The organism is Polynucleobacter sp. (assembly GCF_018500155.2).
In the GTDB taxonomy this organism is placed as follows: Bacteria; Pseudomonadota; Gammaproteobacteria; order Burkholderiales; family Burkholderiaceae; genus Polynucleobacter.
This window is the reverse complement of the sequence record NZ_JAHBAK020000050.1, coordinates 12,976-36,805: the sequence shown is the minus strand read 5'-3', so window position 1 is coordinate 36,805 and position 23,830 is coordinate 12,976. Positions and strand designations below refer to the sequence as shown.

The following is a 23,830-nucleotide window of genomic DNA, read 5'->3' as shown; positions in this document are numbered from 1 at the left end:
ATTCGAAAGAAGCGTACAGGGAACGGGTGCGAGCCGCCGTCTGCGCAATTCCGGAAAAACTCCGGGAATCGTTTACGGTAGTAAAGATCCAGCCTTAGTCATCGAGTTAGACCATAACGCATTGTTCCATGCTCTACGCAAGGAAGCGTTTCACTCATCCATTTTGGATTTGGAAGTTGGCGGAAAAACACAAAAAGTGTTGTTGCGTGACTACCAAATGCATCCATTTAAACCATTGGTTTTGCATGTAGACTTCCAGCGTGTTTCTGCGACTGAGAAAGTACATATGCGCGTTCCATTGCACTTTACTAATGCTGACACTTCAGCGGCTGTGAAATTGCAAGGTGCTGTTGTTAGCCATATCCTCAATGAACTCGAAGTCTCATGCTTGCCAGCAGACTTGCCAGAATTTATTGAAGTGGACTTGGGCAAAATTGAAGTGGGTCACTCTGTTCACGCCAAAGATGTTGCACTACCAAAAGGGGTTAGTTTGGTATTGCATGTTGAGCAAGAGAATCCTGTTATTGCAAACGCACGTATTCCAGCTGTTAAAGCTGCTGAAACTGAAGAAGCCGCTCCTGCAGCTGCTGCAGCTCCAGCCGCCGCTCCAGCTGCGGACGCCAAGGACAAAGCTTAATTTATTAAGCTTGCTATTTGGATCTAAAGCCCGCGCAAGCGGGCTTTATTTTTTCCCCATCTACAATTTTGTAGAAAACCACTGATATCTTTACACTCTCACCATGACAAAGCTAATTGTTGGCCTGGGTAATCCTGGCGAAGAACATCAAGAGGATCGGCATAATGCTGGCTTCTGGTTTGTTGACGCCCTGGCAAAACAATTGGGCACACGATTTGAATCTGAAAAACGCTTTCATGGCAAAGTGGCCAAAGCAAGATATGAGGGTGAAGATCTATATCTGCTTAAACCAAGTACTTTCATGAATCTCAGCGGACAATCTGTTGGCGCACTATGCCGCTTTCAAAAAATCACCGCTGCTGATGTTTTGGTTGTCCAGGATGAGCTTGATCTAAAACCAGGTACCGCTCGTATCAAGCTAGGCGGTGGCACTGGCGGCCATAACGGTCTCAAAGATATTCAAGCGCATTTGGGTACCCCTGATTATTGGCGCTTGCGTCTTGGAATTGGCCACCCAAGGGATCTTGCTGCCAATGGTAGAGCGATGGATGTAGCTGACTATGTTCTGCGAAGACCGCAGTTAGCCGAGCAAAAACTCATCGATGCCAGCATTGAAAATGGCTTGCTGGTCCTACCATTATTTTTAAAAGGTGATGTTCAAGCTGCGATGCTTGAGTTGCATTCCAAGGGATAACTAAGTTGTGCTGGCTTTTTTTGCGGCAGTGAGCAACTTAAACTTCACCATTAATTGCTCTGGTGTTTCAACGTGATCCGGGTTAAAGGGAATGCAGTCTACAGGACATACCTGACGACATTGAGGCGCATCATAGTGACCAACGCATTCCGTGCATTTATTAGGATCAATCTCGTAAATCTCTAAGCCCATATAAATTGCATCATTAGGGCATTCTGGCTCACACACATCACAGTTGATGCACTCATCAGTAATCATTAAAGCCATGTTTTATCCTGCAATGTTCCGAGCTTATTGATGATTTTGATTGGCAGCAATTTTGTTAGTAAGCCATTTTTCTACCGATGGAAATACAAACTTACTGACATCCCCACCCATGGAGGCGATTTCACGGACAAAAGTACCAGAAATAAATTGATACTGATCGGATGGGGTCAAAAACAAAGTTTCCACATCAGGCAGAAGATAGCGATTCATACCAGCCATTTGAAACTCATATTCGAAATCGGAAACAGCGCGCAATCCACGCACAATGACACGTGCGTTATGGTCGCGCGCAAAATCTTTTAGAAGTCCATCAAATCCAACAACCTTGACATTGGAGTAGTGTCCAAGCACTTCCTTAGCAATGGCAATACGTTCGTCCAGAGTAAAAAACGGGCGCTTGCTACGGCTAGAAGCCACACCGACAATCAGCTCGTCAAATATGCTGGACGCACGGCGAACCAAATCCTCGTGACCCCGAGTAAAAGGATCAAATGTTCCTGGGTATACAGCGACTGTCATAACTCTCCTATGGCTTTTTCAGCTACAGGCAAGAGTTTATCCCTTTCCACTTCGGAAAAGGCACGCTTTTACCTGGCCAGCCTCTAAGTACTTTCCACAATGCCAACCGGGCAATAGGGCTTCTACCTCCTCGCGAGGGCGACTGGATGGAAATTCCACATAAATACCGCCACCATGTGAGTCATCGCAGACTCTACCAGCCTCCATAAGTGCATGATTTAACAACACCTCATCCTGAAAGGGCGGATCGATAAAAATTAAATTACTTGAACAATTTGCTTGTTGTTTTAAATAGTCGAGACTGTTTCCATGCAAAATTTCTACTGTCCCATGCACTGGTGAAGATTGCAATTGTTGAAAGTTATTCACTAAATTGGCATAGGCTCTTTTGTCTTTTTCGAAAAGCACAACGAGATCTGCTCTGCGAGAAGCCGCTTCAAATCCGAGAGCGCCAGTGCCTGCAAATAAATCGATGCAATTTAAGCCGGATAAATCTTGTCCTAGCCAATTAAAGAGCGTCTCCCGAATACGATCCGTAGTAGGACGCAAGCCCGGAGAATCTAACACTGCCAATAATCGACTTCTCCAATGTCCTCCAATAATGCGGACTCGTTTTGGAGGCTCAGTTTTTGGAGGCTTGGATTTACTTATTTTGTGCTCCTAAAACCACAATTTTCATGCGATCCATAGCGAGATATTTTTGAAATGCGGCGGTGACTTGCTCTAAAGTGACCGCCTCCACTTGTTTAGTCCAAGTCTCTAGAGTGTCCAATGGCAAATCATTCCATACGATCGATGAGACGTTATCCAACAACTTCCGATTGTTATCAATGCGCAATGGATAGCCATTGATTAAATTCGATTTTGCAGCAGCAAGTTCACCAGGGGTTGGGCCATCACTAATAAATTTGGCAATCGTATTACTGAGCACTTCAAGTGCCACAGAACCTTGATCACTCTTGGTCTGGAGCCCCGCTTGAAAAATACCAGCATCTTTTCCGGGAGAAAAATAGCTAAATACACTATAGGCAAGACCACGCTTCTCACGAACCTCAGACATCAGGCGTGAGACAAAACCGCCACCCCCTAAAACATAATTCCCGACCAATAAAGGAAAGTAATCGGGATTACTGCGCGTGACTGCAGTCATCCCCATCGCAATATGTGCCTGCTGAGAATCAAATGGGATTTGCACTTCACGTTGCGCTAAAGGTTCTATCGGAGAACGCGACAATTGCGGCAACGAATTAATAGCAGCTCCATTTTGAGGAATTTTTTTCAAAAGCGCTTGTACGATGTCATTTGCCTGCATTGAACTGACATCACCAACAATGCTGACGATCATGCGATCACCGCGATAAAACTTTTGATGAAATTGCTTTAAATCGGCAGCGCTGATTGCGCCAATAGATTTAACCGATGGCGAATTGGCTAAGGGATAAGCGCCGTACACCAACTTCTTAAATCGCTTTTCCAATACATATTCTGGCTTTGTTTCCGCCTCAAGGAGATTGGTGATGACTCTTTGTTTCTCACGTGCAATAACCTGTGGATCATAAGTTGGCTCACTCAGCATTGCTGCAGCCAATTGCACTGCGCGTTTTAGCAAATCTTCCCTACTTAATGTCCGAATCCGTAGAATTGCGCGCTCACCACTGACTGAGAGCGCTATAGTCGCTCCCAAATCGGCCATCTCATCAGCAATCTGTGCCTCATTCAGTAGCCCAGAACCGCTACGAGCACCATATTTCATGAGGCCTGCGGTCATATCGGCTAAACCACTTTTTCCCTCTGGATCATAGCGATCGCCAGCATCGATACTGACCTCAATATCTACCATTGGCAACGATTTTGTTTGTACTAAGTAGGCTTTAGCACCCTTAAAAGTTTCCAGCTTTTCGATCGGAGGAATAGCGTGTACAGCACTTAAAAAGCCAAAACACAAGATGCCAGCCGCCAAGATTTGTTTAAGGGCTTTCATTACTTACCCTCCCCAATGGCGGCCTTACGTGGCTGCGGATCGAGCACACCAATGGTTAAACTTTCATCGACTAAATACTTTTTTGCCACAGCTTGCACTTGTTCTGGAGTAATGGTCTGCATTTTCTCCAACATGTAATCAATATCTTTCCAGGAAAATCCTGCCATTTCGGTGCCACCAATTTCCATGGCCTGACCAAAAATGGAGTCACGCTTATAAATTTGCTCAGACAAAATCCGCACTTTGATGCGTTTGAGCTCTGCATCCAAAACACCTTTTTGCTTGAGCTCTTCTAAGGCCTTACGAATACTATTTTGAGCCTGGGCAACGGTTTTTCCTTTGGTCATATTTGCGCCAATCAGAAACAACGCTGGTCCACGCGAAATCATGTCATAGCTCACGCCAACATCGTTCACTACTTTTTCTTGTTTAACGAGTAAGCGATTTAAGCGCGCGTTATCGTAGCCATCCAATACAGCAGTTAGAAGCTCCAAGGCATAAGGCTCGGGATCATCTAGCTTGCCAGGCATTAAGCGTGGCACTTTCCAGGCCATCGCAAATTGTGCACCATCGGCAGGTGCTTTTACTTGAACCTGTTTCGGGCCTTTTTGTGCCGGCTCTAATTGTGGTTTTCGCACTGGTAGATCTTGGGGGGCAATCGCACCGTAATATTTATCGACGATCGCCAAAACCTTTTTAGCATCTACGTCACCAGCGATGACTACCGTAGCATTATTTGGCTTGTACCAACTACGATACCAATCACGTGCATCTGCTGCAGTCATATTTTGCAAATCATTCATCCAGCCGATGACCGGATGACGGTAAGGAGAAGCCATAAAAGCTGTAGCCATGAGTGCTTCATTCAAAAGACTGCTTGGATTGTCTTCGGTACGCAAACGCCGCTCTTCCATTACCACCTGAATTTCTTTTTGAAACTCGGCATCATCAAAGTTTAAATTCGACATGCGATCTGCTTCTAATTTGATGACTTCCTCTAATTTTGATTTTTCAACTTGCTGAAAATAGGCGGTGTAATCACGAGAGGTGAAAGCATTTTCACGGCCACCAATAGCGGCCACTAATCTGGAGAACTCTCCAGCCTTGACCTTTTGCGTGCCCTTAAACATCATGTGCTCTAGAACATGGGCCACCCCAGTGCGACCATTAGTCTCATCCATGGAACCTGCGCGATACCAAACCATATGAGCCACTGTCGGAGCTCGATGATCCTCCCTCACAATCAGTTTCAGGCCATTATTCAGGAGGAATTCATGGGTATCGGGCTCCTTAGCATTCGCCCAAGCTAATGGTGAAACCAATAAAACACAGGAGATAATTCGAAGTAAATAACTGCGCATCTGTTAAATCACCGTATCCCAAGAATTAAATTGATAAGATGCAAGGATTAAATTGTATCGATTATGTTCGGCTTACGTAAAACCCTCGGATCTCTATTTAAATCAAGCAAAACTGATGAGGCTTGGTTTGATGCTTTAGAAGAATCACTGATTCAAAGTGATGTGGGATTACCTACGACCGAACAATTAATGAGCAAACTCCGTAAAGCGGCAAAATCCGAAAAAACCTCTTCATCAGAAGGGTTGCAAGCCTTACTCATTCAAGAAGTTGAGACTCTGTTAAAGGTCCTTGAGCCCGCTCCAAACCCTCTATTCACAAGCCATCAAGAGCATGTTCCTGAAGTATGGTTAGTGGTTGGAGTCAATGGTGCTGGCAAAACAACCACTATTGGCAAGCTTTGCAGACTTTTTCAGTCGCAAGGCAAATCTGTTCTGCTGGCAGCGGGCGATACTTTTAGAGCGGCAGCACGCAATCAACTGCAAGAATGGGGCGGTCGCAATCAAGTCGATGTTATTACCCAAGAAGGTGGTGATGCCGCTGCAGTTGCACATGATGCGATTCACTCTGCCATTTCAAGAAAAAGCGATATTTTGATTATTGACACCGCTGGTCGTCTTGCAACTCAAGATCATTTGATGGAAGAGTTGAAAAAGGTCAAGCGTGTGATCGGCAAGGCGCTACCTGGAGCGCCGCACCAGACACTATTAGTCTTGGATGGAAATACTGGTCAAAATGGCTTAAGCCAAGTAAAGGCCTTTCATGCCGCCCTTGGCCTCACTGCAATCATCGTGACTAAGCTCGATGGCACCGCAAAAGGTGGTGTTATCTGTGCCCTAGCCCACACCCTGAGAGATGGCCCAAAACCAGCCATTCTGGCGCTAGGGAAAGGTGAGGGTATAGACGATTTAGCCCCATTTACAGCAGGGCAATATTCAGCAGAATTATTCAATTAAATCAATTACTTAGAGATAATAAGTAGCATTAGCACTCTCTTGACAAGAGTGCTAAAATAATCTTCCATTAACACCAAATATAGATAATAAAAAAATGGTTCAAAAGAAATCTGACAAACCGAATTTGCAAAGGCTGCCTGTAGCGCAGGCTGCAGCGGCGTCTGCATTTCCAATGTTGCCAACTCTTGGGCTTGGCACCCTCGACTCATATATTGCGTACGTCAATCGCGTACCCATGCTCAGTGCCGCAGAAGAATTACATCTTGCGCAGGAATTTCGTCGCACTGAAAATGTTGAAGCTGCTAAAACTTTAGTGCTCTCTCACTTACGTTTGGTAGTTTCAGTAGCTCGTCAATATCTTGGATACGGCATTCCACATGCCGACTTAATTCAAGAAGGAAATATTGGCTTGATGAAAGCAGTAAAGCGCTACGACCCGAGCAATGGTGCACGTTTAGTGTCTTACGCAATTCATTGGATCAAAGCTGAAATCCATGAGTACATTCTGAAAAACTGGCGCCTAGTCAAAATGGCGACAACCAAAGCGCAACGTAAGTTGTTCTTTAACCTTCGCAGCAACAAGCCTACCTTGAGCGCACTCTCACCAAGCGAGGTAGATGCATTAGCGAAGGCCCTTGATGTTAAAGGCTCAGACGTTAAAGAAATGGAAATGCGTCTTGCTGGTGGCGATGTAGCTCTTGAGGGCGAAGATACTGATGATGAAGCTGCGTATGCTCCCATTCAGTGGCTGGCCGACAATACCAATGAGCCAACAGAGCGCATTGCGAACGCTGAAGCAGATGCTTTGCAGGGGCCAAAACTAGATCAAGCCTTGATGTCGCTTGATGAGCGTAGCCGCAATATTGTCCAATCACGTTGGCTTGCAATGGATGCTGATGGCAACGGCACCAAAACACTACATGATCTTGCAGCTGAATATGGTATTTCTGCTGAGCGTGTTCGCCAAATTGAAACGGCTGCGCTAAAAAAAATGCGCGTTATGCTGCAAGCATCCGCAGCTTAAAACTACTTACTTCAATAATTCTTTTAGGTCATGCGCCAAGGTCTCTGGGCCTTGAGCATGCTTAATATATAAACGTAAGCGGCCCTGAGGATCAAATGCATAACTACCTGCAGTGTGATCCATCGTATATGAGCCTGGGCTAGTGCCAGGCACTTTCTTGTAATAAATCTTAAAGTCTTTAGCAACTTTTTCTAGTGCAGCCTCATCTGCAGGACGCAAGCCCAAGAATCGTGGATCAAATGAGGGTACATATTGCTTTAATATTGCTGCCGTATCTCGCTCTGGATCGACGGTAACAAACAAAACCTGCACCTTATCGGACTGAGGTCCTAACAAAGTCATCACTTGCTGCATTTCTGTCAGAGTTGTAGGACAAATATCAGGACACTGCGTATATCCAAAAAACATCACAACCACTTTGCCTTTAAAGTCCGCGAGTGTTCTCGCCTTCCCATCGGGATCAATCAGGCTAAAGTCTTTTCCAAATGCAGTACTTCCTGTGATGTCTATATTTTTGAACTCTGGTTTTGGGCTACATGCACTTAAACCGATTAGCAATAGTGCAATAAAAAAATGACGAAAAAATGATGTATTCATTTCAAAGAAAGTAGTGATCAATTAATAGGGCTGCAAACAGCAGCGATAAATAGGTAATGGAAAATCGAAATGTTTTTTTAGCCAATGCATCGCTATATGAAGCAAACAATGCAATCGTATATCCCAAGAAAATAAGGCCCAGCACGAGCGCGGAAATGAGATAAACAATTCCGCTCATGCCATAGATATAAGGCAATAGAGTTGCTGCAATTAAGATCAAGGTATAGAGCACAATATTTAATAATGTGAAACGTTCGCCATGGGTTACAGGCAGCATTGGCAAACCAGATTGCACATAATCATCACGACGATAGAGGGCTAAGGCCCAAAAATGTGGGGGCGTCCAAACAAAAATAATCAATACCAAAAGCCATGCTTCAGCAGAAAGGGTGTTTGTTACTGCCGCCCAACCCAAGGCTGGAGGCATTGCTCCTGATAAACCGCCAATCACAATATTCTGAGGTGTAGCTGGCTTTAAAAGCCAGGTATAAATGACGGCATAACCCACAAATGTTGCCAAGGTTAGCCACATGGTGAGTGGATTACAGAAATTCCACAAAATAATCATTCCCAAAGAACCCAGAATGATAGAAAAAACAATAATGTGAAAGGGCGTGACTTCACCGGTTGCTGATGGACGCCAAGAGGTGCGCTTCATTTTGGCATCCACAGCTTGCTCAATCAAACAGTTCACAGCAAATGCAGCGCCTGCAAGCAACCAAATACCAACAATTCCACCAAAAAGAACCGGGTAGGGAACCATTCCAGGCGTCGCCAAAAACATTCCAATCACGGCACAGAAAACGGCGAGCTGAGTTACCCTGGGTTTTGTTAACACCCAGTACTGACGCCAACGCGGCATTACCACTGATTCGGAAGTAGTGTCTGTATTCATAATGACTTCCAAGAAGCCCAATAACTCATTCTGACTATGCAAAATACTAAAGCTGCAGAACCTGCCGTATGAAGTAAAGCAGCCAATAAAGGCCACTGAAACACAACGTTAGATATGCCAGTAACTACCTGCAAAGCCAATAATCCAAATAATAACTTGGCAAACCATCCAAGACTTTTCAGTGCAGGCGTAGCAAGTTGCAGACTGCGCCAACCTAGCGTACCTAAAACAATCAATACAAGCAAAGCAAACAAGCGATGCGCCCAGTGAATCGTTTGTAGTGCCGCAGGAGAAATAAACTCACCCTGTGCATTCAAACCGAGTTCACGCCAAAGTGTAAAACCCTCAGTCCAACGCATCTCTGGCCAGACTCCTCCAGAGCACATAGGAAAATCTGGGCATGCTAGCACTGCATAATTTGTACTTACCCAAGCGCCTAAAAAAATCTGAATCATGAGTATGAAGAGGGCAAATAAAACAAGTTGTGCAGACAAGGGTTTTAATCGTAGCGTGCGCACGGAAGTATTTTTTTCTTCCCATGGTTGTTGCGCGTAGAGAGTCAATAAGGCCAAAAGCACTAAAGCCAACATTAAATGCACAGTCACAATAATGGGCTGCAATTTTAGAGTTACCGTCCAAGCACCAAAAGCCCCTTGAATACACACCAGCAAAAGAAGACCCAAACTTCCAAACAGCGGGCCTTTCCCTAGCATCTTTACCTTATTCATTGCCAGTCCAACCTGCAACAAAATTAATGCGCCAACCGTCATTGCTAAATAACGATGAATCATTTCAATCCAGGCCTTCATCACCGTGACGGGGCCGGTGGGCATGGCGCTCTCTGCCTGCTGAATTTCATTGATAGCATGGAAGGGGTTAGATGCACCATAACAGCCGGGCCAATCTGGGCAACCCAGACCGGAGTCAGTCAAACGCGTAAACGCACCAAACACAATAAGGTCAAAGGTCATAAATACCAAAACCCAATTGAGTTTTTGAAAAACACTATGGCCTTGCCTTGTTGATATATACAACAACGGTAAGCCTGCAAATACAATCGCAATCAGCGCTAGCTCTAGGAGAAGAACTAAATTGGGCATTACAAGTTCTCGCCCTTGTGATTTAATTTCAGAAGCTTTTCAAGATCCTTCTTCATACTTGAAAATTCTTTTGGAGAATTGGTCACAGGAAAGAACATCATCTTGGCAGGGCTTGGATCAATCAATTGAATTGCGTTGCCAGCACCTTCTTTATTAAGCCATGCTTGAAACTCATTACGCATCTTTGGATCGCTTGATAAAGTCGCAATCTTTAGGCCTGCTGCTTTCTCATCGTAGACCTTCAAGACCTCTGGATCTACTGGCTTGGCATCAGTATTGACCCAAACTAATTGCACGCGCCCGCTTTCTCTACCCATAGCAACGCGGGTTTGTCGCATTAAAAATAAAGCCTCAATGCATTTTTCGTCTTTGATTTGGCATTCACCTGCAGGGCGCGCAATAAGTAAAGTCCACTTGCCTTGCAGGGGAACATTTAGCCATGCATGATTAAATTCTTGCGCTGGATACACCAAAGTACCAAAATTAGTTTTACCTCCCTGCGGCTTTATTACATAGTAGGTAAAGTAGGATGCAATAACAGGGCTGGCACAAACCAATAGAAGCAATAGCATTTGAATGCGGCCACGCCGAGTTCGTGCATTAATGGCTGCCGTATCTGCTTGAGACGCCGGAATCAATAACTCTTTATCACTCACGCTTAAACCCTATTCACATGTCCTTGACGCCAATATTGACGAAAACCCGTAATGAGCCAAAATAAAAATCCACAAACTGCCAAGGCAAACCACTGGAATGCATAAGCATAATGGCGATCAACCCCATTTGTCAGCGGCGCCCACGATCTGAGCAATCCATCATCTACACCAGTATCTTCCTCGCGCAAAATGAATGGAGCTTGATTCCATCCCCGCATACTTCCTTCGGCAGCCAGATTAAAGTTTTGTTCAATTTTTGGCTTACCCAGAGAATCGATTGTTTTGCCATCCCCTAACTCATAGACTTTACCGGGATGGGCAAAAACAATACCTTCGACACTAATGATCCCAACCGGGGTTTTTATCGGCGGCAAGGTTTCGCGATTTTCATTATTTCGCGGCGCCCAACCTCGGTTTATCCAAAGCACCTCGTCACGATTTTCCAGACGCAACGGCATCATTAAATAGAAGCCGGACTGGGTTGCATTGCTAGACCCAGAAATGGGTTTAGGACGGTTATCCAACCATATCGCTGCCTCAGGTAGGTATTGACCTCTTGCAATCATGCGGCGCTCGCTAGCCTCCTCTAAGGTCCATGAACCTAGATTGGCATTTAATATCGGCATTTGTTGGCGTGCCAGCAGGTTGGCTGCCAAAGCGATTTTGGTATTAGCGCGACTTAACTGCCAAAAACCAGCTCCACAGCCAAGCGCAATGACCAATAAGGCTGATACAGTAGCAACTATACGTTTAGCTACAAGGCTTTGAAGAAGGCTATTACCAGGTTTCAAAATAAGGATTTGTAATGAAGTGGATTATTCCAATTGTCCTACTAATGATTGTCGCTAGCTTGGGCTCAGCACTGTATTACATGATGAAAGACCGAGGAAATAGCGCCAGAATGGTTCATTCCCTCATGCTAAGAATTGGCTTATCAGTACTACTATTTCTTGGCATCCTTCTCGCCCACTACTTTGGCTTCATCGAAGCCACTGGCATCAAGGTAGGGACAAACTAAACCACTACGAATAATGAACGGGACTACCAGAAACAAATCGGGGCTTTAAGCCCCGATTTTTATTACATCCAGTAAACCGCGATGTAAAGACCCAACCAGACCACGTCAACAAAGTGCCAATACCAGGCGGCACCTTCAAAAGCAAAATGATGCTTGGCTGTAAAGTCACCACGAATCATACGACGCAAGACAATTGCCAACATTGTGCCGCCCAAGAATACGTGGAAGCCATGAAAGCCAGTCAACATAAAGAAAGTGGAACCATAGATACCTGAAGTTAATTTCAAGTTCAGCTCATGGTATGCATGGTAGTACTCATAAGCTTGGAAACCTAAGAAGATTGCGCCCAACAACACTGTTGCAGCCAAAAAGTTGGTAGCTTTCTTCATGTGGTTTTCAACCAAAGCATGATGCGAGATAGTAATGGTCACACCAGAGCTCAACAACAACAATGTGTTGATCGTTGGAATTGGCCATGGGCCCATGGTTGTGAATTTCTCAACCAATCCAGCAGGTCCATCATTTGGCCATACTGCTTGGAAGTTAGGCCAAATCAATTTGCTTTCAACATCACCCATCCAAGGCATGGCAATGTTTCGCGCATAAAACAATGCTGCAAAGAAAGCGCCGAAGAACATGACTTCGGAAAAGATAAACCAAGCCATAGACCAGCGATAAGAAATGTCGACGTTAACGCCATTCTTGCCAGTATTTGACTCGTTGATCGTATCTCCAAACCAGTTATAGAGAACATAAAGAACCCACGCCACACCTGCAAGCGTCATTGGGCCACCCCAGGAGGCATGATTTACCCATCCGGAAATACCAAATCCGAAAGCAATCAAACCGATTGCCGCCATGACTGGATGTCTAGATAGTCCAGGGACGAAATAGTGTGGGGTTGAATTGGATGACATCGTACTCTCTCTATTCAATCAAAAAATAATCAATGGGATACAACTGCTTTCACTATCAAGAGCAGGACAGCCATAAAAATTAAGGCTCCAACAACACCCGCAATAATAATGTGTACAAAACTTAATGACGCAACATCTTCCTGCAAACCTGCTTTCTTACGCACACCCAAAAAGCCCCACAACACGGCTTTCATAGACTGCATAAAAGTACTCTTTTTCTTCATGATGCCAACCTTGGCTTAGGGGCTGGTGGAGTTCCACCCAATCCCAGCTCAAAGAAAGTGTAAGACAAGGTGATTGTTTTCACATCATCTGGCAATCCTGCATCAATCACAAACACAACTGGCATTTTTTTTGTTTCGTTGGCCGCTAATGTTTGCTCTTGAAAACAAAAACATTCTAATTTGGTAAAAAACTCTGTTGCACTCTTTGGTGCGTAACTAGGTATAGCCTGAGCACGCACTGAACGATTTTGATTATTCGTTACTTCATAAACAATCTCGGTCATTTCGCCAGGATGCACTTCTAAAAAATTTTTTACCGGCTTAAATGTAAATGGGCCACGACTATTTGAGTCAAATTCAATTGTGACTGTGCGAGCATAGTTCACTTGAGTATTACCCACCTTGTTAGGACTGAATGCCCTAATTCCATAATCGTTTTTATTGGTCACTACATTAATACCGGTGACTTCACACAAAGCCTTATACATTGGCACTAGCGCATAACCAAAGCCAAACATCATCACCGCTGCAATTAAGAGCTTGATCAAAATTTGACGATTAAGTGACTGTGTAGCAACCATAGCAATCGCAGGTATTAACCCAACATGCTCCGTTTAATCACAATGCCAATAAAAAAGGTAATCACAATACTCAAAAGCACAAACCCCATCCTGCGGTTACTCGCAGCTAGGGTTTGTTTATTTGAAGAATTAGACTCCTGCTTCACGCAGCTGCTCAGCGCTAGGCGGAGTTTCAAAAGTGTGGTGCGGGGCAGGGGAAGGAACGGTCCACTCCAACCCTTTAGCGCCATCCCATGGCTTCATCGGCGCTTTTTCACCTTGACCGCGGTAGGCAGGCAATACAACAAAAAGCAAGAAGTAAACCTGCGACAAACCAAAACCTAGAGCGCCGATAGAAGCAATCATGTTGAAATCGGCAAACTGTGTTGGGTAGTCAGCATAACGACGTGGCATACCAGCCAATCCCAAGAAATGCATCGGGAAGAAGGTAATGTTGAAGAAAATCATGGAAGCCCAAAAATGGATCTTGCCACGAGTTTCACTAGCCATATAGCCAGTCCACTTAGGACACCAGTAGTAGAAGCCAGCAAACATTGCAAACAATGAACCAGCAACCAATACATAGTGGAAGTGGGCAACAACATAATAGGTATCTTGAATACCAATATCGATAGGCGCCATGGCGCAAATCAAACCTGTGAAACCGCCCATTGTGAAAACGAAGATAAATCCAATCGACCACAACATTGGGGTTTCAAAAGTCATTGAACCCTTCCACATTGTCGCAACCCAGTTGAAGATCTTCACGCCGGTTGGAACAGCAATCAACATTGTTGCGTACATGAAGAACAATTGGCCGGTAACAGGCATACCTGTTGCAAACATGTGGTGAGCCCAAACAATGAATGACAAAATCGCAATCGATGCGGTTGCATAGACCATTGAGCTGTAGCCAAACAAAGTTTTTCTGGAGAAAGCAGGAACGATCTCGCTAATGATTCCAAACGCAGGAAGAATCATGATGTAAACCTCAGGGTGACCAAAGAACCAGAAAATATGCTGGAACATGATTGGGTCACCACCACCCACAGCGGAGAAGAATGAAGTGCCGAAATGACGGTCAGTCAGAACCATGGTGATCGCGCCAGCCAACACAGGCATCACAGCAATCAACAAGTAAGCAGTGATCAACCAAGTCCAGCAGAACATTGGCATCTTCATTAATGTCATGCCAGGAGCGCGCATATTCAAAATGGTCACAATGATGTTGATTGAGCCCATGATCGAAGAGGCGCCCAATAAATGGAGCGAGAAAATCGCCATATCCATGCCAGGGCCCATTTGTGAAGTCAATGGAGCGTAAATCGTCCAACCGCCTGAAGGGGCGCCGCCAGGAACCAAGAAAGAGCTCAATAACAATGTTGCGGCCACTGGAAGAATCCAGAAGCTGAAATTATTCATACGAGCAAAGGCCATATCGGATGCGCCAATTTGCAATGGCACCATCCAGTTAGCAAAACCTACGAAGGCCGGCATGATTGCACCGAACACCATCACCAAACCATGCATAGTGGTCAATTGATTGAAGAACTCTGGGCGCAAATATTGAAGGCCTGGCTGGAATAATTCCAAACGAATGCCCAAAGCCATCACACCACCAGCTAGCAAGCTGACGAATGAAAAGATCAAGTACATCGTGCCGATGTCTTTATGGTTAGTTGCAAACAACCAACGACGCCAGCCGTGTGGCATGTGATCATCGTGCGCGTGATCGTGTGCGTGATCGTGAGTAGTGGAGATAGTGCTCATGGATTGCTCCGGTTTCGTTTTATCTGTTTATCGAATGTGTTGAATTATTTGCCGCCGCGTGCAGTAATAATTTCTTGGGTCTGAATCACTTCACCCGTCTTATTACCCCAAGCATTACGTGTATAGGTCATTACTGCAGCAATATCACCATCAGAGATTACGCCAGCCCACTTCGGCATAGCGCCTTTGCCATTGATGAGGATGTTGAATTGGCCCGCCTTAGGACCGAGAACCAGTTTGCTGCCATCCAACGCTGGGAATGCGCCAGCACCTTTGCCATTTGGTTGGTGACATGCTGCACAGTTAGCTGCATAAACTTTTGCACCACGCTCTTTTTGCTCATCCAAGGAGTAAACCTTAGAAGGGTCATCGCCGCCAGCACCCATCTCTTTTTTCTTTTGAGCAACCCAAGCGGTGTAATCATCTTGCGATACCACTTTAACAACGATAGGCATAAAAGCATGCTCAGCTCCGCAAAGCTCTGAACACTGGCCGCGGAATGTACCGATGGTTTCTGCTTTGAACCAAGTATCACGCACGAATCCAGGAATCGCATCTTGCTTTACGCCAAACGCAGGAATAGTCCATGCATGAATTACATCATTTGCAGTTGTAATTAAACGAATTTTTTTGCCAACAGGCACAACCAATTCGTTATCTACTTCCATCAAATACGTATTTGATTTAGGTGCGAGATTGTTAATGGCTTCACGTGAAGTAGATAGGGTAGATAAAAAGCTAATACCTTCGCCTTCACCTTTAATGTAGTCATAACCCCATTTCCACTGATATCCAGTTGTCTTAATAGTGATATCAGAGTTAGTGGTGTCTTTCATTGCTACAACAGTTTTGGTCGCTGGCAATGCCATACCAATCACGATCAACAGCGGAATGACTGTCCAAATAATTTCAACGGTTGTGCTTTCATGAAATGAAGCAGATTTATGACCGAGTGATTTGCGGTGCTTGAGAATCGAATAAAACATGACACCAAACACGCCCACGAAAATAAGTGCGCAAATCGCCAACATCATCCAATGCAACCAATGGATTTCTTGCATGATTTTGGTGGCAGGGGCGGGGAAATTCAGCTGGTTTACTGCTGGTCCGCCAGGCATATTTTCAGCTGCATATGCAAAAGCAGTACCGAATGCTGCTACGAAATAGAGCGATGCCCTAGTGACTTTTCCAAATAAATTCATCTTATTCTCTGTTGATTGTCATGAGCACAGCAGCAAAAAAATGCCACAAAATGCTCAAAATGCGGTCTCAAGCCAATACTTACTGCCGAGATTATAGGGTGAATTAGGCTCAACAACAAACAGGGATAACCCACCCACAGCCAATCTTGGTCAAGGTTTAAATGATAGTGAGCACTTACACTTAAGCAGTGTATTACCTAGTCTTGCGTCCAATTTGATTTAGATCAATATAAGCAAGATTGTTTTGTGCCTTTGAAAGGTGTTTACCAAGCGCCCAGGCATGCCCGTAAACCACCTCTAAGGTCAATTTTTGAGGCAATAGAGAGGGGTCCAAGCTACTTGCATCGACAACTACGCCTAGATTCATTGCTTCAATATCGGCCACCAAGAGCTCTGGCTTCTCATAATCCAGGGTTAAGTACTCCATATCCATGACAGGATCGGAAAAGCGTTCTGCCATTAATGCATCACCCATATCGTGCATATCCCATGGACTGCGTAAATTTTTTAACCGAAAAGGTGCTGATGCCAATGACCGAAGCTCCTTAGCCGTATCTGGACCAAGATAGCTAAAAACGATTAAGCCGCCCTCTCTGAGAATGCGCCATGACTCAGACAAAAAATGTTTTGGATCTGCGAGATCTTGTAATAAAAGATCGCTAAACACTAAATCAACAGAATTATCAGGAAGATCAAATTTGCCAGAACTCAGATATTGCGCGATCGATCCACTGCTGTTTGCATTAAATAATGTGCGTAAATTAGAAAAGGCTTTTTTGCGCCATAACTGAGATTGAGAAACGCCTTCTTCTGCGATGCTGTGAATGATTGCCCGTGGAAAACGTTTTGTAAGCGCATTTAAGTGGCTTCCTGGGAAGTCAGGAACAACCAAAATATTTTTAACATCTAATTTCACAATATCGAGCTTTTGCAGCATGCGGTCTGCAATCTCATCTTGTAACCATCTTATCGGCGCAGTCATTGCGTCAGTATACTCAGCGCCCCATGCAATTTCTAGCGAATCTTCTGCAATCAATCAGTGCATACGCGCTACCTACTGCATGTATTGCCTGCCAACAATTTCAAGGTCACTTCATCTGTAATGAATGTCTTGATCAATTGAAAGCAAGTGGCTTGAGTCAATATGAGTGCTGCAATCAATGTGGCACATTACTTCAATTTGAAGAAATTAAGGCGAGACACTGTGAACAATGTAGAAAAAATCCACCGTTCTTTGATCAAACATTTTGCCTTGCGCGTTATGACGACATTTTGCAAGAGTCTTTACATCTATTGAAATACCAGAAGCGTATTGCATTTGCCAGAGGACTTGCACAAGCATGGAATCAAGTTCAAATACAGTACATGCAGCCAATACACGCTGATTATTTGTTACCAGTTCCGCTGAGCACTCAAAAACTTCTATCTCGTGGCTTCAATCAAAGCTGGGAAATAGCAAGAAAACTCCATTGTCATGAATCTACACAAAAACTCATGTGCGCTTTAAAACGCCACCACCACCCAAAACAACAAGCCGGCACCCCGCTATTGCTAAGGCAAGATGCACTACATAGGATGTTTTATATTGAGAAGGAATACATAGATCGAATGGCAAATAAAACGGTAATTGTTTTTGATGATGTAATGACGAGTGGCGCCACACTCAATGAAATTGCGCGCACCCTCAAAAACTATGGGGTCAAGCGTGTCATCAATTGGGTACTACTTAGGGCAACGAGATTAAGTAAATAACTAGCAAAAAGTGAAATGCTGCATGTTTAATATTGTTTTATTTGAACCAGAGATTCCGCCAAATACGGGAAACATCATTCGTCTTTGCGCCAACACTGGGGCAAAGCTTCATCTCATCGAACCCCTAGGCTTTCCCTTGGAAGATGCAAAATTACGGCGCGCAGGCTTGGACTATCACGAATATGCCAGCGTTAAGGTACATGCAAATTGGTCAGATTTTTTAAGCAATGAAAAGCCGGATCCACAACATCTGTTTGCATTAACCACCAAAGGGTCTGGTAAATTTCATGAAGGCAAATACTCGCCTAACGACTATTTTGTGTTTGGTTCAGAAACCAAAGGCATTACCGATGAGGTACGCAATGCAATTCCGATCACAAATCAAATGCGATTAGCAATGCAAAATAGCAGTCGTAGCCTTAATTTATCAAATACGGTAGCTATCGTGGTGTATGAGGCGTGGCGACAAAACGGACTGGTCGGCGGCAAATAAACAGAGTCCCGCCAGACAATTAGACTTCCATTTTTGGGTCGCGGCCCATCAGCTTTTTTAATGCCTCTTTAGGGGTAAGCTTTGCAGCAAGTACTTCGCCAATTACCGCTGTAATTGGCATATCGACATTCAACCGTTTTGCAAGATCGCCAACGGCTGCAGCGCACAAAACACCTTCTGCAACATGCCCCAAACTTGACAGAATTTGATCGAGAGACTTGCCTGCTGCCAGTTCAAGACCTACACGACGATTACGGGATAGGTCACCGGTTGCCGTCAAGATCAGATCGCCCACACCAGTAAGACCCATACATGTCTCTGATTTGCCGCCCGCCGCTTTTACTAATCGCATCATCTCTGCTAAACCACGAGTAAGCACTGCTGCTCGCGCATTCAAGCCCAGCTTCAAACCATCACCGATGCCTGCTGCGATAGCGAGAACATTTTTTACTGCGCCACCTAACTCAACGCCTACCAAATCATCACTGGAGTAAACGCGCATATTGTCATGATGAAAGGCTGCTTGCACGCTTTTGCAAAGTTGCTCACTAGTGCTTGCCACGGTTAATGCGCACGGCATCCCTGCCCCAACTTCACGGGCAAAACTCGGTCCAGATAATGCGCCAAAAGCATGCTTAAGACCGCGCCCGTGCAAATGATTTTCTCGCTCGACAACTTGGTGAGGTAGTAGAGCTGTAGCAGGCTCCAACCCCTTACAAAGCCAAATAATGTTTAGCGGATGCTGCGCAACCTGAAGCACTAGCGCCATTGTTTGCGCAAGCCCAGACATTGGGGTTGCAATCACTAGCAGGTCATCTGATCCCAATCGCTTTACCGCTGCTGCAAAATCACTCTCAAGCAGTAAATTTTTAGGAAGCGGGATACCTGGAAGATATAAATGATTTTCACCACTTTTTGCTATTGCTTGCAGTTGCTCTGCATTGCGAGACCATAAGCACACATCTTCCGCATGAAGGTGACGTGCTGCTTGCACAGCCATCGCCGTTCCCCATGCTCCAGCGCCTAACAATGTCACTTTCATAGTGGGTGACTATGCTTGAAATTTTTAGTTGGGGAGAATGATTTTGCTTTCACTCGCATTGCCGTCAGCTTTCTCTCCGGCAGCCTGCTGTGCTTGCATCAGACGATGCTCATACATGCCATGAAAATTGATTTCATTGAGATGGATAGGTTGGAAGCCAGCGCGGCTAATGATGTCAGCAACATTCGAGCGTAAGTACGGGAACAAAATGGTTGGGCAAGTAATGCCCAACATTGGATCAATTTGCTCTGCAGGAATATTTTGGAATTCAAAAATACCAGCCTGATTAGCTTCAATCAAAAAGAGTACTTTGCCATCAACACGTGTTGTCATTGTTGCACTCAATACCACCTCGTACAGCTCATCACTAAGTGGTTTAACGGCAATATCAACCTCAATCTGTACTTGGGGTTCAGCAGCCACTAAAAAAATTTCAGGGGCGTTAGGCTGCTCTAAGGAGAGATCCTTTAGATAAATGCGCTGAATACGAAATGAAGGATCTTTAGATTCTGTATTCGCCTCATTTGAAGCAGAAGATGTTTCTGTCATTGCAAACTTTCTTTCAGTTTTAAGCCAACAAAGGATCCAGTTTTCCGGCTCGATCTAAAGCTACAAGATCATCGTAACCGCCAACATGAGTATCGCCAATATAAATTTGCGGAACCGTTCTTCTCCCAGTGCGATTCATCATAATCTCGCGCTGCGAAGGATCTCGATCAATCAAAATCTTTTCTAGCTGGTTTACGCCCTTTTTAATCAATAGCTTCTCAGCCATAACGCAGTATGGGCAAACTTGCGTGCTGTACATCGTTACTTGAGGCATAGCTTCTCTACTTTACTAGCGGCAGGGCAGCACTTTTCCACGCCTGAACGCCGCCCTCTAAAACACCAACTTCTGAAAAACCCAGCTTTTGCACTTGAGTAATGACCTTACGAGCCTGGGTGCCCGTATTACATACCAGCACCAATGGTCTTTTACGATCCAGCTTCAATGCCTCAATGGCTCCCTCAAGATTGGCAGCATTGGCCAACCTAGCTCCTGGCAAATGCCCTTCTTTGAATGCTTCTTCAGTCCGCAAATCCAAAACATGGGCTTTGCGACGATTAATCCAAATCGTGGCCTCAGTGGGCGATAAGCCTTTTCCACTAATAAGCGTAGATAATGTAGGCAGGAAAAGCGCTGCGCCCGAAACAAGTAATAGGGCAATTAGCGCTAAATTATCAATTTGCGTGAGAAAGTTCATCACCGGATTATAGAATGGCTCTATGAAACAACTTGTCCTTATTCGTCATGGCGAATCCGCCTGGAACCTTGAAAACCGCTTTACTGGATGGGCGGATGTTGACTTAACCCCCAAAGGTGCTGAACAAGCCCTCACTGCAGGTGCAAACCTCAAAAAAGCGGGTTATGAGTTCGACATTGCCTATACATCGGTGCTACGACGCGCCATTCGAACGCTTTGGAACGTTCAAGACACAATGGATCTCATGTGGATTCCGGTGGTGCATAGCTGGCGGTTAAATGAACGCCACTATGGAGCGCTCACTGGACTTAATAAAGCTGAAACTGCAGCTAAATATGGTGATGAGCAAGTGCATATTTGGCGTCGCTCATATGATGTGAGACCACCATTGCTAGAAATGGAAGATGAGCGCAATCCTAAGAACGATAGTCGCTACTCAAAATTAAATGCGGCTGATATACCTCTAGGAGAATGCCTCAAGGACAACGTGGAACGCGTTCTTCCACTTTGGAACGAATCCATTGCTCCTGCACTGAAAGCCAACAAGCGCGTATTACTAGTTGCTCATGGCAATAGCATTCGCTCCTTGATCAAATATTTAGATCAAATGTCTGACGAAGCCATCATGGAAGTGAATGTCCCTAATGGTGTGCCACTCGTCTATGAATTGGATGACAACCTCAAGCCAATTCAACACTTTTATTTGGAATAAGTAAAACATGCGTCAATTTCTAAAGAACTTTGCTCTCATCGCTGTTGGCTTAATTGCAGGTGTAGCTGCGACCATACAGCTCTCGGCGACCGCCCAGCAAGGATCCCAGCTTCCTTTAGATGAGCTACGCACACTGTCTAATGTATTTGCACAAATCAAGCGTGAATATGTAGAGCCAATTGAAGATAAGCAACTACTAACCGATGCCGTTAAGGGGATGGTTAGCAGCCTTGATCCTCACTCGACCTTTTTGGATAAAAAAGACTTTGCTGAAATGCAGGAGCAAACCTCTGGTAAGTTTGCCGGTCTAGGTATTGAAATCACCTCAGAGGATGGTGTTGTTAAGGTATTAAATCCAATTGAAGATAGTCCTGCAGCGCGTGCTGGCCTCCAAGCTGGTGATTTAATTACACGACTCGATGATAAGCCCGTGCGCGGCATGTCACTAGATAAAGCAGTTCGTACAATGCGTGGCACACCTGGTACGAAAATTACTTTGACGGTATTTCGCAAGAGTGAAGAGCGAAGCTTTCCTGTAACCATTACTCGCGCAGAAATCAAAGTGCAATCCGTTAAAGCCAAAATCTTGGATAACGATATTGCCTGGGTCCGCGTTACCAGCTTTCAAGAACGCACCATTCCCGATCTAGCTAAAAAATTAATCGACCTCGCCAACCAAGATCCAAAAATGAAAGGCATCATCCTGGATCTACGCAACAATGGCGGTGGTTTATTGCAAGGGGCGGTGGGTGTGGCTGCAGCTTTCCTGCCTGCTGATGCCGTGATTGTTTCCACCAAAGGACAGGCCCCAGACTCGAAGCAAATCTTCAACGCAACGCCAGCAATGTATCGCCTCAATGAACCAGGTGACCCCCTTGCAGGCGTTCCAGCCATGTACAAAAAACTTCCAATGGTGGTTTTAGTCAATGCGTATTCAGCGTCAGCTTCAGAAATCGTGGCAGGCGCACTGCAAGACTATAAACGCGCCACTATTATTGGCAAGACTACTTTTGGTAAGGGATCTGTGCAAACAGTGCGCCCTTTGACTAATGACTCAGCGTTGAAAATCACTACTGCGTATTACTACACACCTAGCGGTAAATCTATTCAAGCTTATGGCATTAAGCCAGATATTCCAGTAGATCAGAACAAAGATGGTGACCCTGATGACGTTCTGATTACCCGCGAAATTGATAGTGAGAAACATCTTCGCAATAAACAATCAGCAGAAGACAAGCTCATCAAAGAACGTGAGCAACGTCGCCTGGAGGAGTTGCAACGCATTGAAGAAAAAAATGCAAAGAAAACTCCTGAAGAAAAAGAGAAGGAAAAAAATAAGAAGCCTCCTGAACTCGGAAGTGCTGACGACTTCATGCTCTCCCAAGCCGTTGCCTTTATCAATGGGCAACCGGTAAAACGCTCTTCCTCCAAGCTTGAATAGGATTTCAAGGCTGTAAATGAATGATGCGCAGTTACTTCGTTTCTCAAGGCATTTATTGCTTGAGGATATTGATGTGGAAGGTCAAGAGAAGTTATTAAATTCGCATGCCTTGGTGATTGGGGCAGGTGGCTTAGGGAGTGCTGCCGCACCGTATTTAGCGGCTGCCGGGGTAGGCCAAATTACCTTAGTAGATCATGATGAGGTTGACCTAACCAATCTGCAGCGCCAGATCATGCATAGCGAAGCCATGATTGGAAAAAGCAAGGTTGAATCTGGTAAGCATTTTTTGCATCAACTAAACCCCAATACACAAGTTCATGCTATCCAATCCAAAGCAGATGCATCACTTTTAGATAACTTATTGCCTAGCGTAGATATTGTTTTAGATTGCACAGATAACTTCAAAACACGGCAGATGATTAACGCTAGCTGCGTCAAACATCAAAAACCTTTAGTTTCTGGATCTGCTCTTCGTTTTGATGGTCAGGTATCCGTTTTTGATCCTCGCCAGCATCAATCACCATGCTATGCATGCATCTTTTCACCTGATGAAACATTTGAAGAAGTGAGTTGTGCAAGCATGGGAATATTTTCTCCGCTAGTGGGCATTATTGGAGCTATTCAGGCCGCACAAGCGTTGCAAGTGCTCATTCAGTTTGGACAGCCCTTAGTGGGACGCATGTTGCTTTGGAATGCACGCACCACACAAGTAGACCAACTTCATATCGCTCGCAATCCAGACTGTCCTGTCTGCGGCAAAGACCTCTAAA

Annotated in this window: 31 protein-coding genes; 10 read left to right on the top strand and 21 right to left on the bottom strand. The window is 44.9% G+C overall.

The window, feature by feature from the left end; genetic code table 11:
• Both KIH43_RS06520 and pth read left to right on the top strand, forming a co-directional pair.
• A partial coding sequence (locus KIH43_RS06520) for a 50S ribosomal protein L25/general stress protein Ctc (RefSeq protein WP_297718978.1) occupies window positions 1-637 on the top strand: 637 nt, incomplete at its 5' end.
• Between the two features lie 103 nt (window positions 638-740).
• Window positions 741-1,331: an aminoacyl-tRNA hydrolase gene (pth, locus tag KIH43_RS06515; RefSeq protein ID WP_297718976.1), complete on the top strand. Its 591-nt coding sequence runs from the start codon at window positions 741-743 to the stop codon at window positions 1,329-1,331.
• Here pth and KIH43_RS06510 read toward each other — a convergent pair whose 3' ends face one another.
• Genes KIH43_RS06510 through KIH43_RS06490 form a run of 5 tightly spaced genes read right to left on the bottom strand, consistent with a single transcriptional unit; the run spans window position 1,332 to window position 5,459 of the window.
• Complete coding sequence (locus tag KIH43_RS06510) at window positions 1,332-1,598, bottom strand: YfhL family 4Fe-4S dicluster ferredoxin (protein ID WP_296967310.1); 267 nt, start codon at window positions 1,596-1,598, stop codon at window positions 1,332-1,334.
• Between the two features lie 24 nt (window positions 1,599-1,622).
• Window positions 1,623-2,117, bottom strand: a complete 495-nt coding sequence (gene coaD / locus KIH43_RS06505; protein ID WP_296967309.1) for a pantetheine-phosphate adenylyltransferase — start codon at window positions 2,115-2,117, stop codon at window positions 1,623-1,625.
• 36 nt (window positions 2,118-2,153) lie between these two features.
• Entirely contained in the window at window positions 2,154-2,768 is a 615-nt protein-coding gene (gene rsmD, locus KIH43_RS06500) for a 16S rRNA (guanine(966)-N(2))-methyltransferase RsmD (protein ID WP_297718981.1), read from the bottom strand.
• Window positions 2,761-4,098, bottom strand: coding sequence for a pitrilysin family protein (locus tag KIH43_RS06495; RefSeq protein WP_297718971.1), 1,338 nt, complete (start codon window positions 4,096-4,098; stop codon window positions 2,761-2,763). Before KIH43_RS06495 ends, rsmD begins: the two co-directional genes overlap by 8 nt.
• Complete coding sequence (locus KIH43_RS06490; protein WP_297718967.1) at window positions 4,098-5,459, bottom strand: pitrilysin family protein; 1,362 nt, start codon at window positions 5,457-5,459, stop codon at window positions 4,098-4,100. The genes KIH43_RS06495 and KIH43_RS06490 overlap by 1 nt, the downstream gene beginning before the upstream one ends.
• 63 nt (window positions 5,460-5,522) lie before the next feature.
• Here KIH43_RS06490 and ftsY point away from each other — a divergent pair, with 63 nt between their 5' ends.
• Window positions 5,523-6,413, top strand: coding sequence for a signal recognition particle-docking protein FtsY (gene ftsY / locus KIH43_RS06485; RefSeq protein WP_296967306.1), 891 nt, complete (start codon window positions 5,523-5,525; stop codon window positions 6,411-6,413).
• Between the two features lie 94 nt (window positions 6,414-6,507).
• Window positions 6,508-7,437: an RNA polymerase sigma factor RpoH gene (rpoH, locus tag KIH43_RS06480; RefSeq protein WP_297718964.1), complete on the top strand. Its 930-nt coding sequence runs from the start codon at window positions 6,508-6,510 to the stop codon at window positions 7,435-7,437.
• 6 nt (window positions 7,438-7,443) lie between these two features.
• On the opposite strand, the gene KIH43_RS06475 is transcribed toward rpoH, so the two are convergent.
• The 5 genes from KIH43_RS06475 to KIH43_RS06455 are packed head-to-tail and all read right to left on the bottom strand — an operon-like array spanning window position 7,444 to window position 11,476.
• The gene (locus KIH43_RS06475) at window positions 7,444-8,034 is read right to left on the bottom strand and encodes an SCO family protein (protein ID WP_297718961.1); all 591 of its coding nucleotides are present in this window, start codon (window positions 8,032-8,034) and stop codon (window positions 7,444-7,446) included.
• Window position 8,035: 1 nt separating this feature from the next.
• Window positions 8,036-8,929, bottom strand: coding sequence for a heme o synthase (gene cyoE / locus KIH43_RS06470; RefSeq protein WP_296967303.1), 894 nt, complete (start codon window positions 8,927-8,929; stop codon window positions 8,036-8,038).
• Window positions 8,926-10,029 (bottom strand): COX15/CtaA family protein, encoded by a 1,104-nt coding sequence (locus KIH43_RS06465; RefSeq protein WP_297718957.1) that lies wholly within the window; start codon window positions 10,027-10,029, stop codon window positions 8,926-8,928. Before KIH43_RS06465 ends, cyoE begins: the two co-directional genes overlap by 4 nt.
• A complete protein-coding gene (locus tag KIH43_RS06460; RefSeq protein WP_297718955.1) occupies window positions 10,029-10,685 on the bottom strand; it encodes a hypothetical protein in 657 nt (218 codons plus the stop codon). The genes KIH43_RS06465 and KIH43_RS06460 overlap by 1 nt, the downstream gene beginning before the upstream one ends.
• A gap of 2 nt (window positions 10,686-10,687) precedes the next feature.
• Window positions 10,688-11,476: an SURF1 family protein gene (locus tag KIH43_RS06455; protein ID WP_297718952.1), complete on the bottom strand. Its 789-nt coding sequence runs from the start codon at window positions 11,474-11,476 to the stop codon at window positions 10,688-10,690.
• A 14-nt stretch (window positions 11,477-11,490) separates the two neighbouring features.
• Here KIH43_RS06455 and KIH43_RS06450 point away from each other — a divergent pair, with 14 nt between their 5' ends.
• The gene (locus KIH43_RS06450) at window positions 11,491-11,703 is read left to right on the top strand and encodes a twin transmembrane helix small protein (protein ID WP_296967295.1); all 213 of its coding nucleotides are present in this window, start codon (window positions 11,491-11,493) and stop codon (window positions 11,701-11,703) included.
• 62 nt (window positions 11,704-11,765) lie between these two features.
• On the opposite strand, the gene KIH43_RS06445 is transcribed toward KIH43_RS06450, so the two are convergent.
• From KIH43_RS06445 to KIH43_RS06420, 7 genes are all read right to left on the bottom strand, one after another.
• Complete coding sequence (locus tag KIH43_RS06445) at window positions 11,766-12,620, bottom strand: cytochrome c oxidase subunit 3 (protein WP_297718949.1); 855 nt, start codon at window positions 12,618-12,620, stop codon at window positions 11,766-11,768.
• Window positions 12,621-12,649: 29 nt separating this feature from the next.
• Window positions 12,650-12,844: a DUF2970 domain-containing protein gene (locus KIH43_RS06440; protein WP_297718946.1), complete on the bottom strand. Its 195-nt coding sequence runs from the start codon at window positions 12,842-12,844 to the stop codon at window positions 12,650-12,652.
• A complete protein-coding gene (locus KIH43_RS06435) occupies window positions 12,841-13,425 on the bottom strand; it encodes a cytochrome c oxidase assembly protein (protein ID WP_296967290.1) in 585 nt (194 codons plus the stop codon). Before KIH43_RS06435 ends, KIH43_RS06440 begins: the two co-directional genes overlap by 4 nt.
• A 14-nt stretch (window positions 13,426-13,439) precedes the next feature.
• A complete protein-coding gene (locus KIH43_RS08915; protein WP_366069227.1) occupies window positions 13,440-13,655 on the bottom strand; it encodes a cytochrome oxidase small assembly protein in 216 nt (71 codons plus the stop codon).
• Window positions 13,555-15,174 (bottom strand): cytochrome c oxidase subunit I, encoded by a 1,620-nt coding sequence (gene ctaD / locus KIH43_RS06430; RefSeq protein ID WP_296967288.1) that lies wholly within the window; start codon window positions 15,172-15,174, stop codon window positions 13,555-13,557. Before ctaD ends, KIH43_RS08915 begins: the two co-directional genes overlap by 101 nt.
• Window positions 15,175-15,218: 44 nt before the next feature.
• Window positions 15,219-16,376: a cytochrome c oxidase subunit II gene (gene coxB / locus KIH43_RS06425; protein ID WP_297718943.1), complete on the bottom strand. Its 1,158-nt coding sequence runs from the start codon at window positions 16,374-16,376 to the stop codon at window positions 15,219-15,221.
• A 193-nt stretch (window positions 16,377-16,569) separates the two neighbouring features.
• The gene (locus KIH43_RS06420) at window positions 16,570-17,358 is read right to left on the bottom strand and encodes a methyltransferase domain-containing protein (RefSeq protein ID WP_297718940.1); all 789 of its coding nucleotides are present in this window, start codon (window positions 17,356-17,358) and stop codon (window positions 16,570-16,572) included.
• 23 nt (window positions 17,359-17,381) lie between these two features.
• Here KIH43_RS06420 and KIH43_RS06415 point away from each other — a divergent pair, with 23 nt between their 5' ends.
• Both KIH43_RS06415 and trmL read left to right on the top strand, forming a co-directional pair.
• A complete protein-coding gene (locus KIH43_RS06415) occupies window positions 17,382-18,128 on the top strand; it encodes a ComF family protein (protein ID WP_297718937.1) in 747 nt (248 codons plus the stop codon).
• Window positions 18,129-18,150: 22 nt separating this feature from the next.
• Window positions 18,151-18,621 carry a tRNA (uridine(34)/cytosine(34)/5-carboxymethylaminomethyluridine(34)-2'-O)-methyltransferase TrmL gene (gene trmL, locus KIH43_RS06410; protein ID WP_297718934.1) on the top strand — a complete coding sequence of 157 codons (471 nt, stop codon included), beginning with the start codon at window positions 18,151-18,153 and terminating at the stop codon, window positions 18,619-18,621.
• A gap of 19 nt (window positions 18,622-18,640) precedes the next feature.
• Here the strand turns inward: trmL and KIH43_RS06405 are convergent, their stop codons facing one another.
• The 4 genes from KIH43_RS06405 to KIH43_RS06390 are packed head-to-tail and all read right to left on the bottom strand — an operon-like array spanning window position 18,641 to window position 20,907.
• Window positions 18,641-19,663 (bottom strand): NAD(P)H-dependent glycerol-3-phosphate dehydrogenase, encoded by a 1,023-nt coding sequence (locus tag KIH43_RS06405; protein WP_297718932.1) that lies wholly within the window; start codon window positions 19,661-19,663, stop codon window positions 18,641-18,643.
• A 24-nt stretch (window positions 19,664-19,687) separates the two neighbouring features.
• The gene (secB, locus tag KIH43_RS06400) at window positions 19,688-20,212 is read right to left on the bottom strand and encodes a protein-export chaperone SecB (RefSeq protein WP_297718929.1); all 525 of its coding nucleotides are present in this window, start codon (window positions 20,210-20,212) and stop codon (window positions 19,688-19,690) included.
• A gap of 19 nt (window positions 20,213-20,231) precedes the next feature.
• Complete coding sequence (grxC, locus tag KIH43_RS06395; RefSeq protein ID WP_297718926.1) at window positions 20,232-20,486, bottom strand: glutaredoxin 3; 255 nt, start codon at window positions 20,484-20,486, stop codon at window positions 20,232-20,234.
• A gap of 7 nt (window positions 20,487-20,493) precedes the next feature.
• The gene (locus tag KIH43_RS06390) at window positions 20,494-20,907 is read right to left on the bottom strand and encodes a rhodanese-like domain-containing protein (protein ID WP_296967271.1); all 414 of its coding nucleotides are present in this window, start codon (window positions 20,905-20,907) and stop codon (window positions 20,494-20,496) included.
• A gap of 22 nt (window positions 20,908-20,929) precedes the next feature.
• Here KIH43_RS06390 and gpmA point away from each other — a divergent pair, with 22 nt between their 5' ends.
• Genes gpmA through KIH43_RS06375 form a run of 3 tightly spaced genes read left to right on the top strand, consistent with a single transcriptional unit; the run spans window position 20,930 to window position 23,829 of the window.
• Window positions 20,930-21,619 (top strand): 2,3-diphosphoglycerate-dependent phosphoglycerate mutase, encoded by a 690-nt coding sequence (gpmA, locus tag KIH43_RS06385; RefSeq protein ID WP_297718922.1) that lies wholly within the window; start codon window positions 20,930-20,932, stop codon window positions 21,617-21,619.
• Window positions 21,620-21,626: 7 nt separating this feature from the next.
• Window positions 21,627-23,060: a S41 family peptidase gene (locus tag KIH43_RS06380; protein WP_297718918.1), complete on the top strand. Its 1,434-nt coding sequence runs from the start codon at window positions 21,627-21,629 to the stop codon at window positions 23,058-23,060.
• A gap of 16 nt (window positions 23,061-23,076) precedes the next feature.
• Window positions 23,077-23,829 (top strand): HesA/MoeB/ThiF family protein, encoded by a 753-nt coding sequence (locus KIH43_RS06375; RefSeq protein WP_297718915.1) that lies wholly within the window; start codon window positions 23,077-23,079, stop codon window positions 23,827-23,829.
• The last annotated feature ends 1 nt before the right edge of the window (window position 23,830 follow it).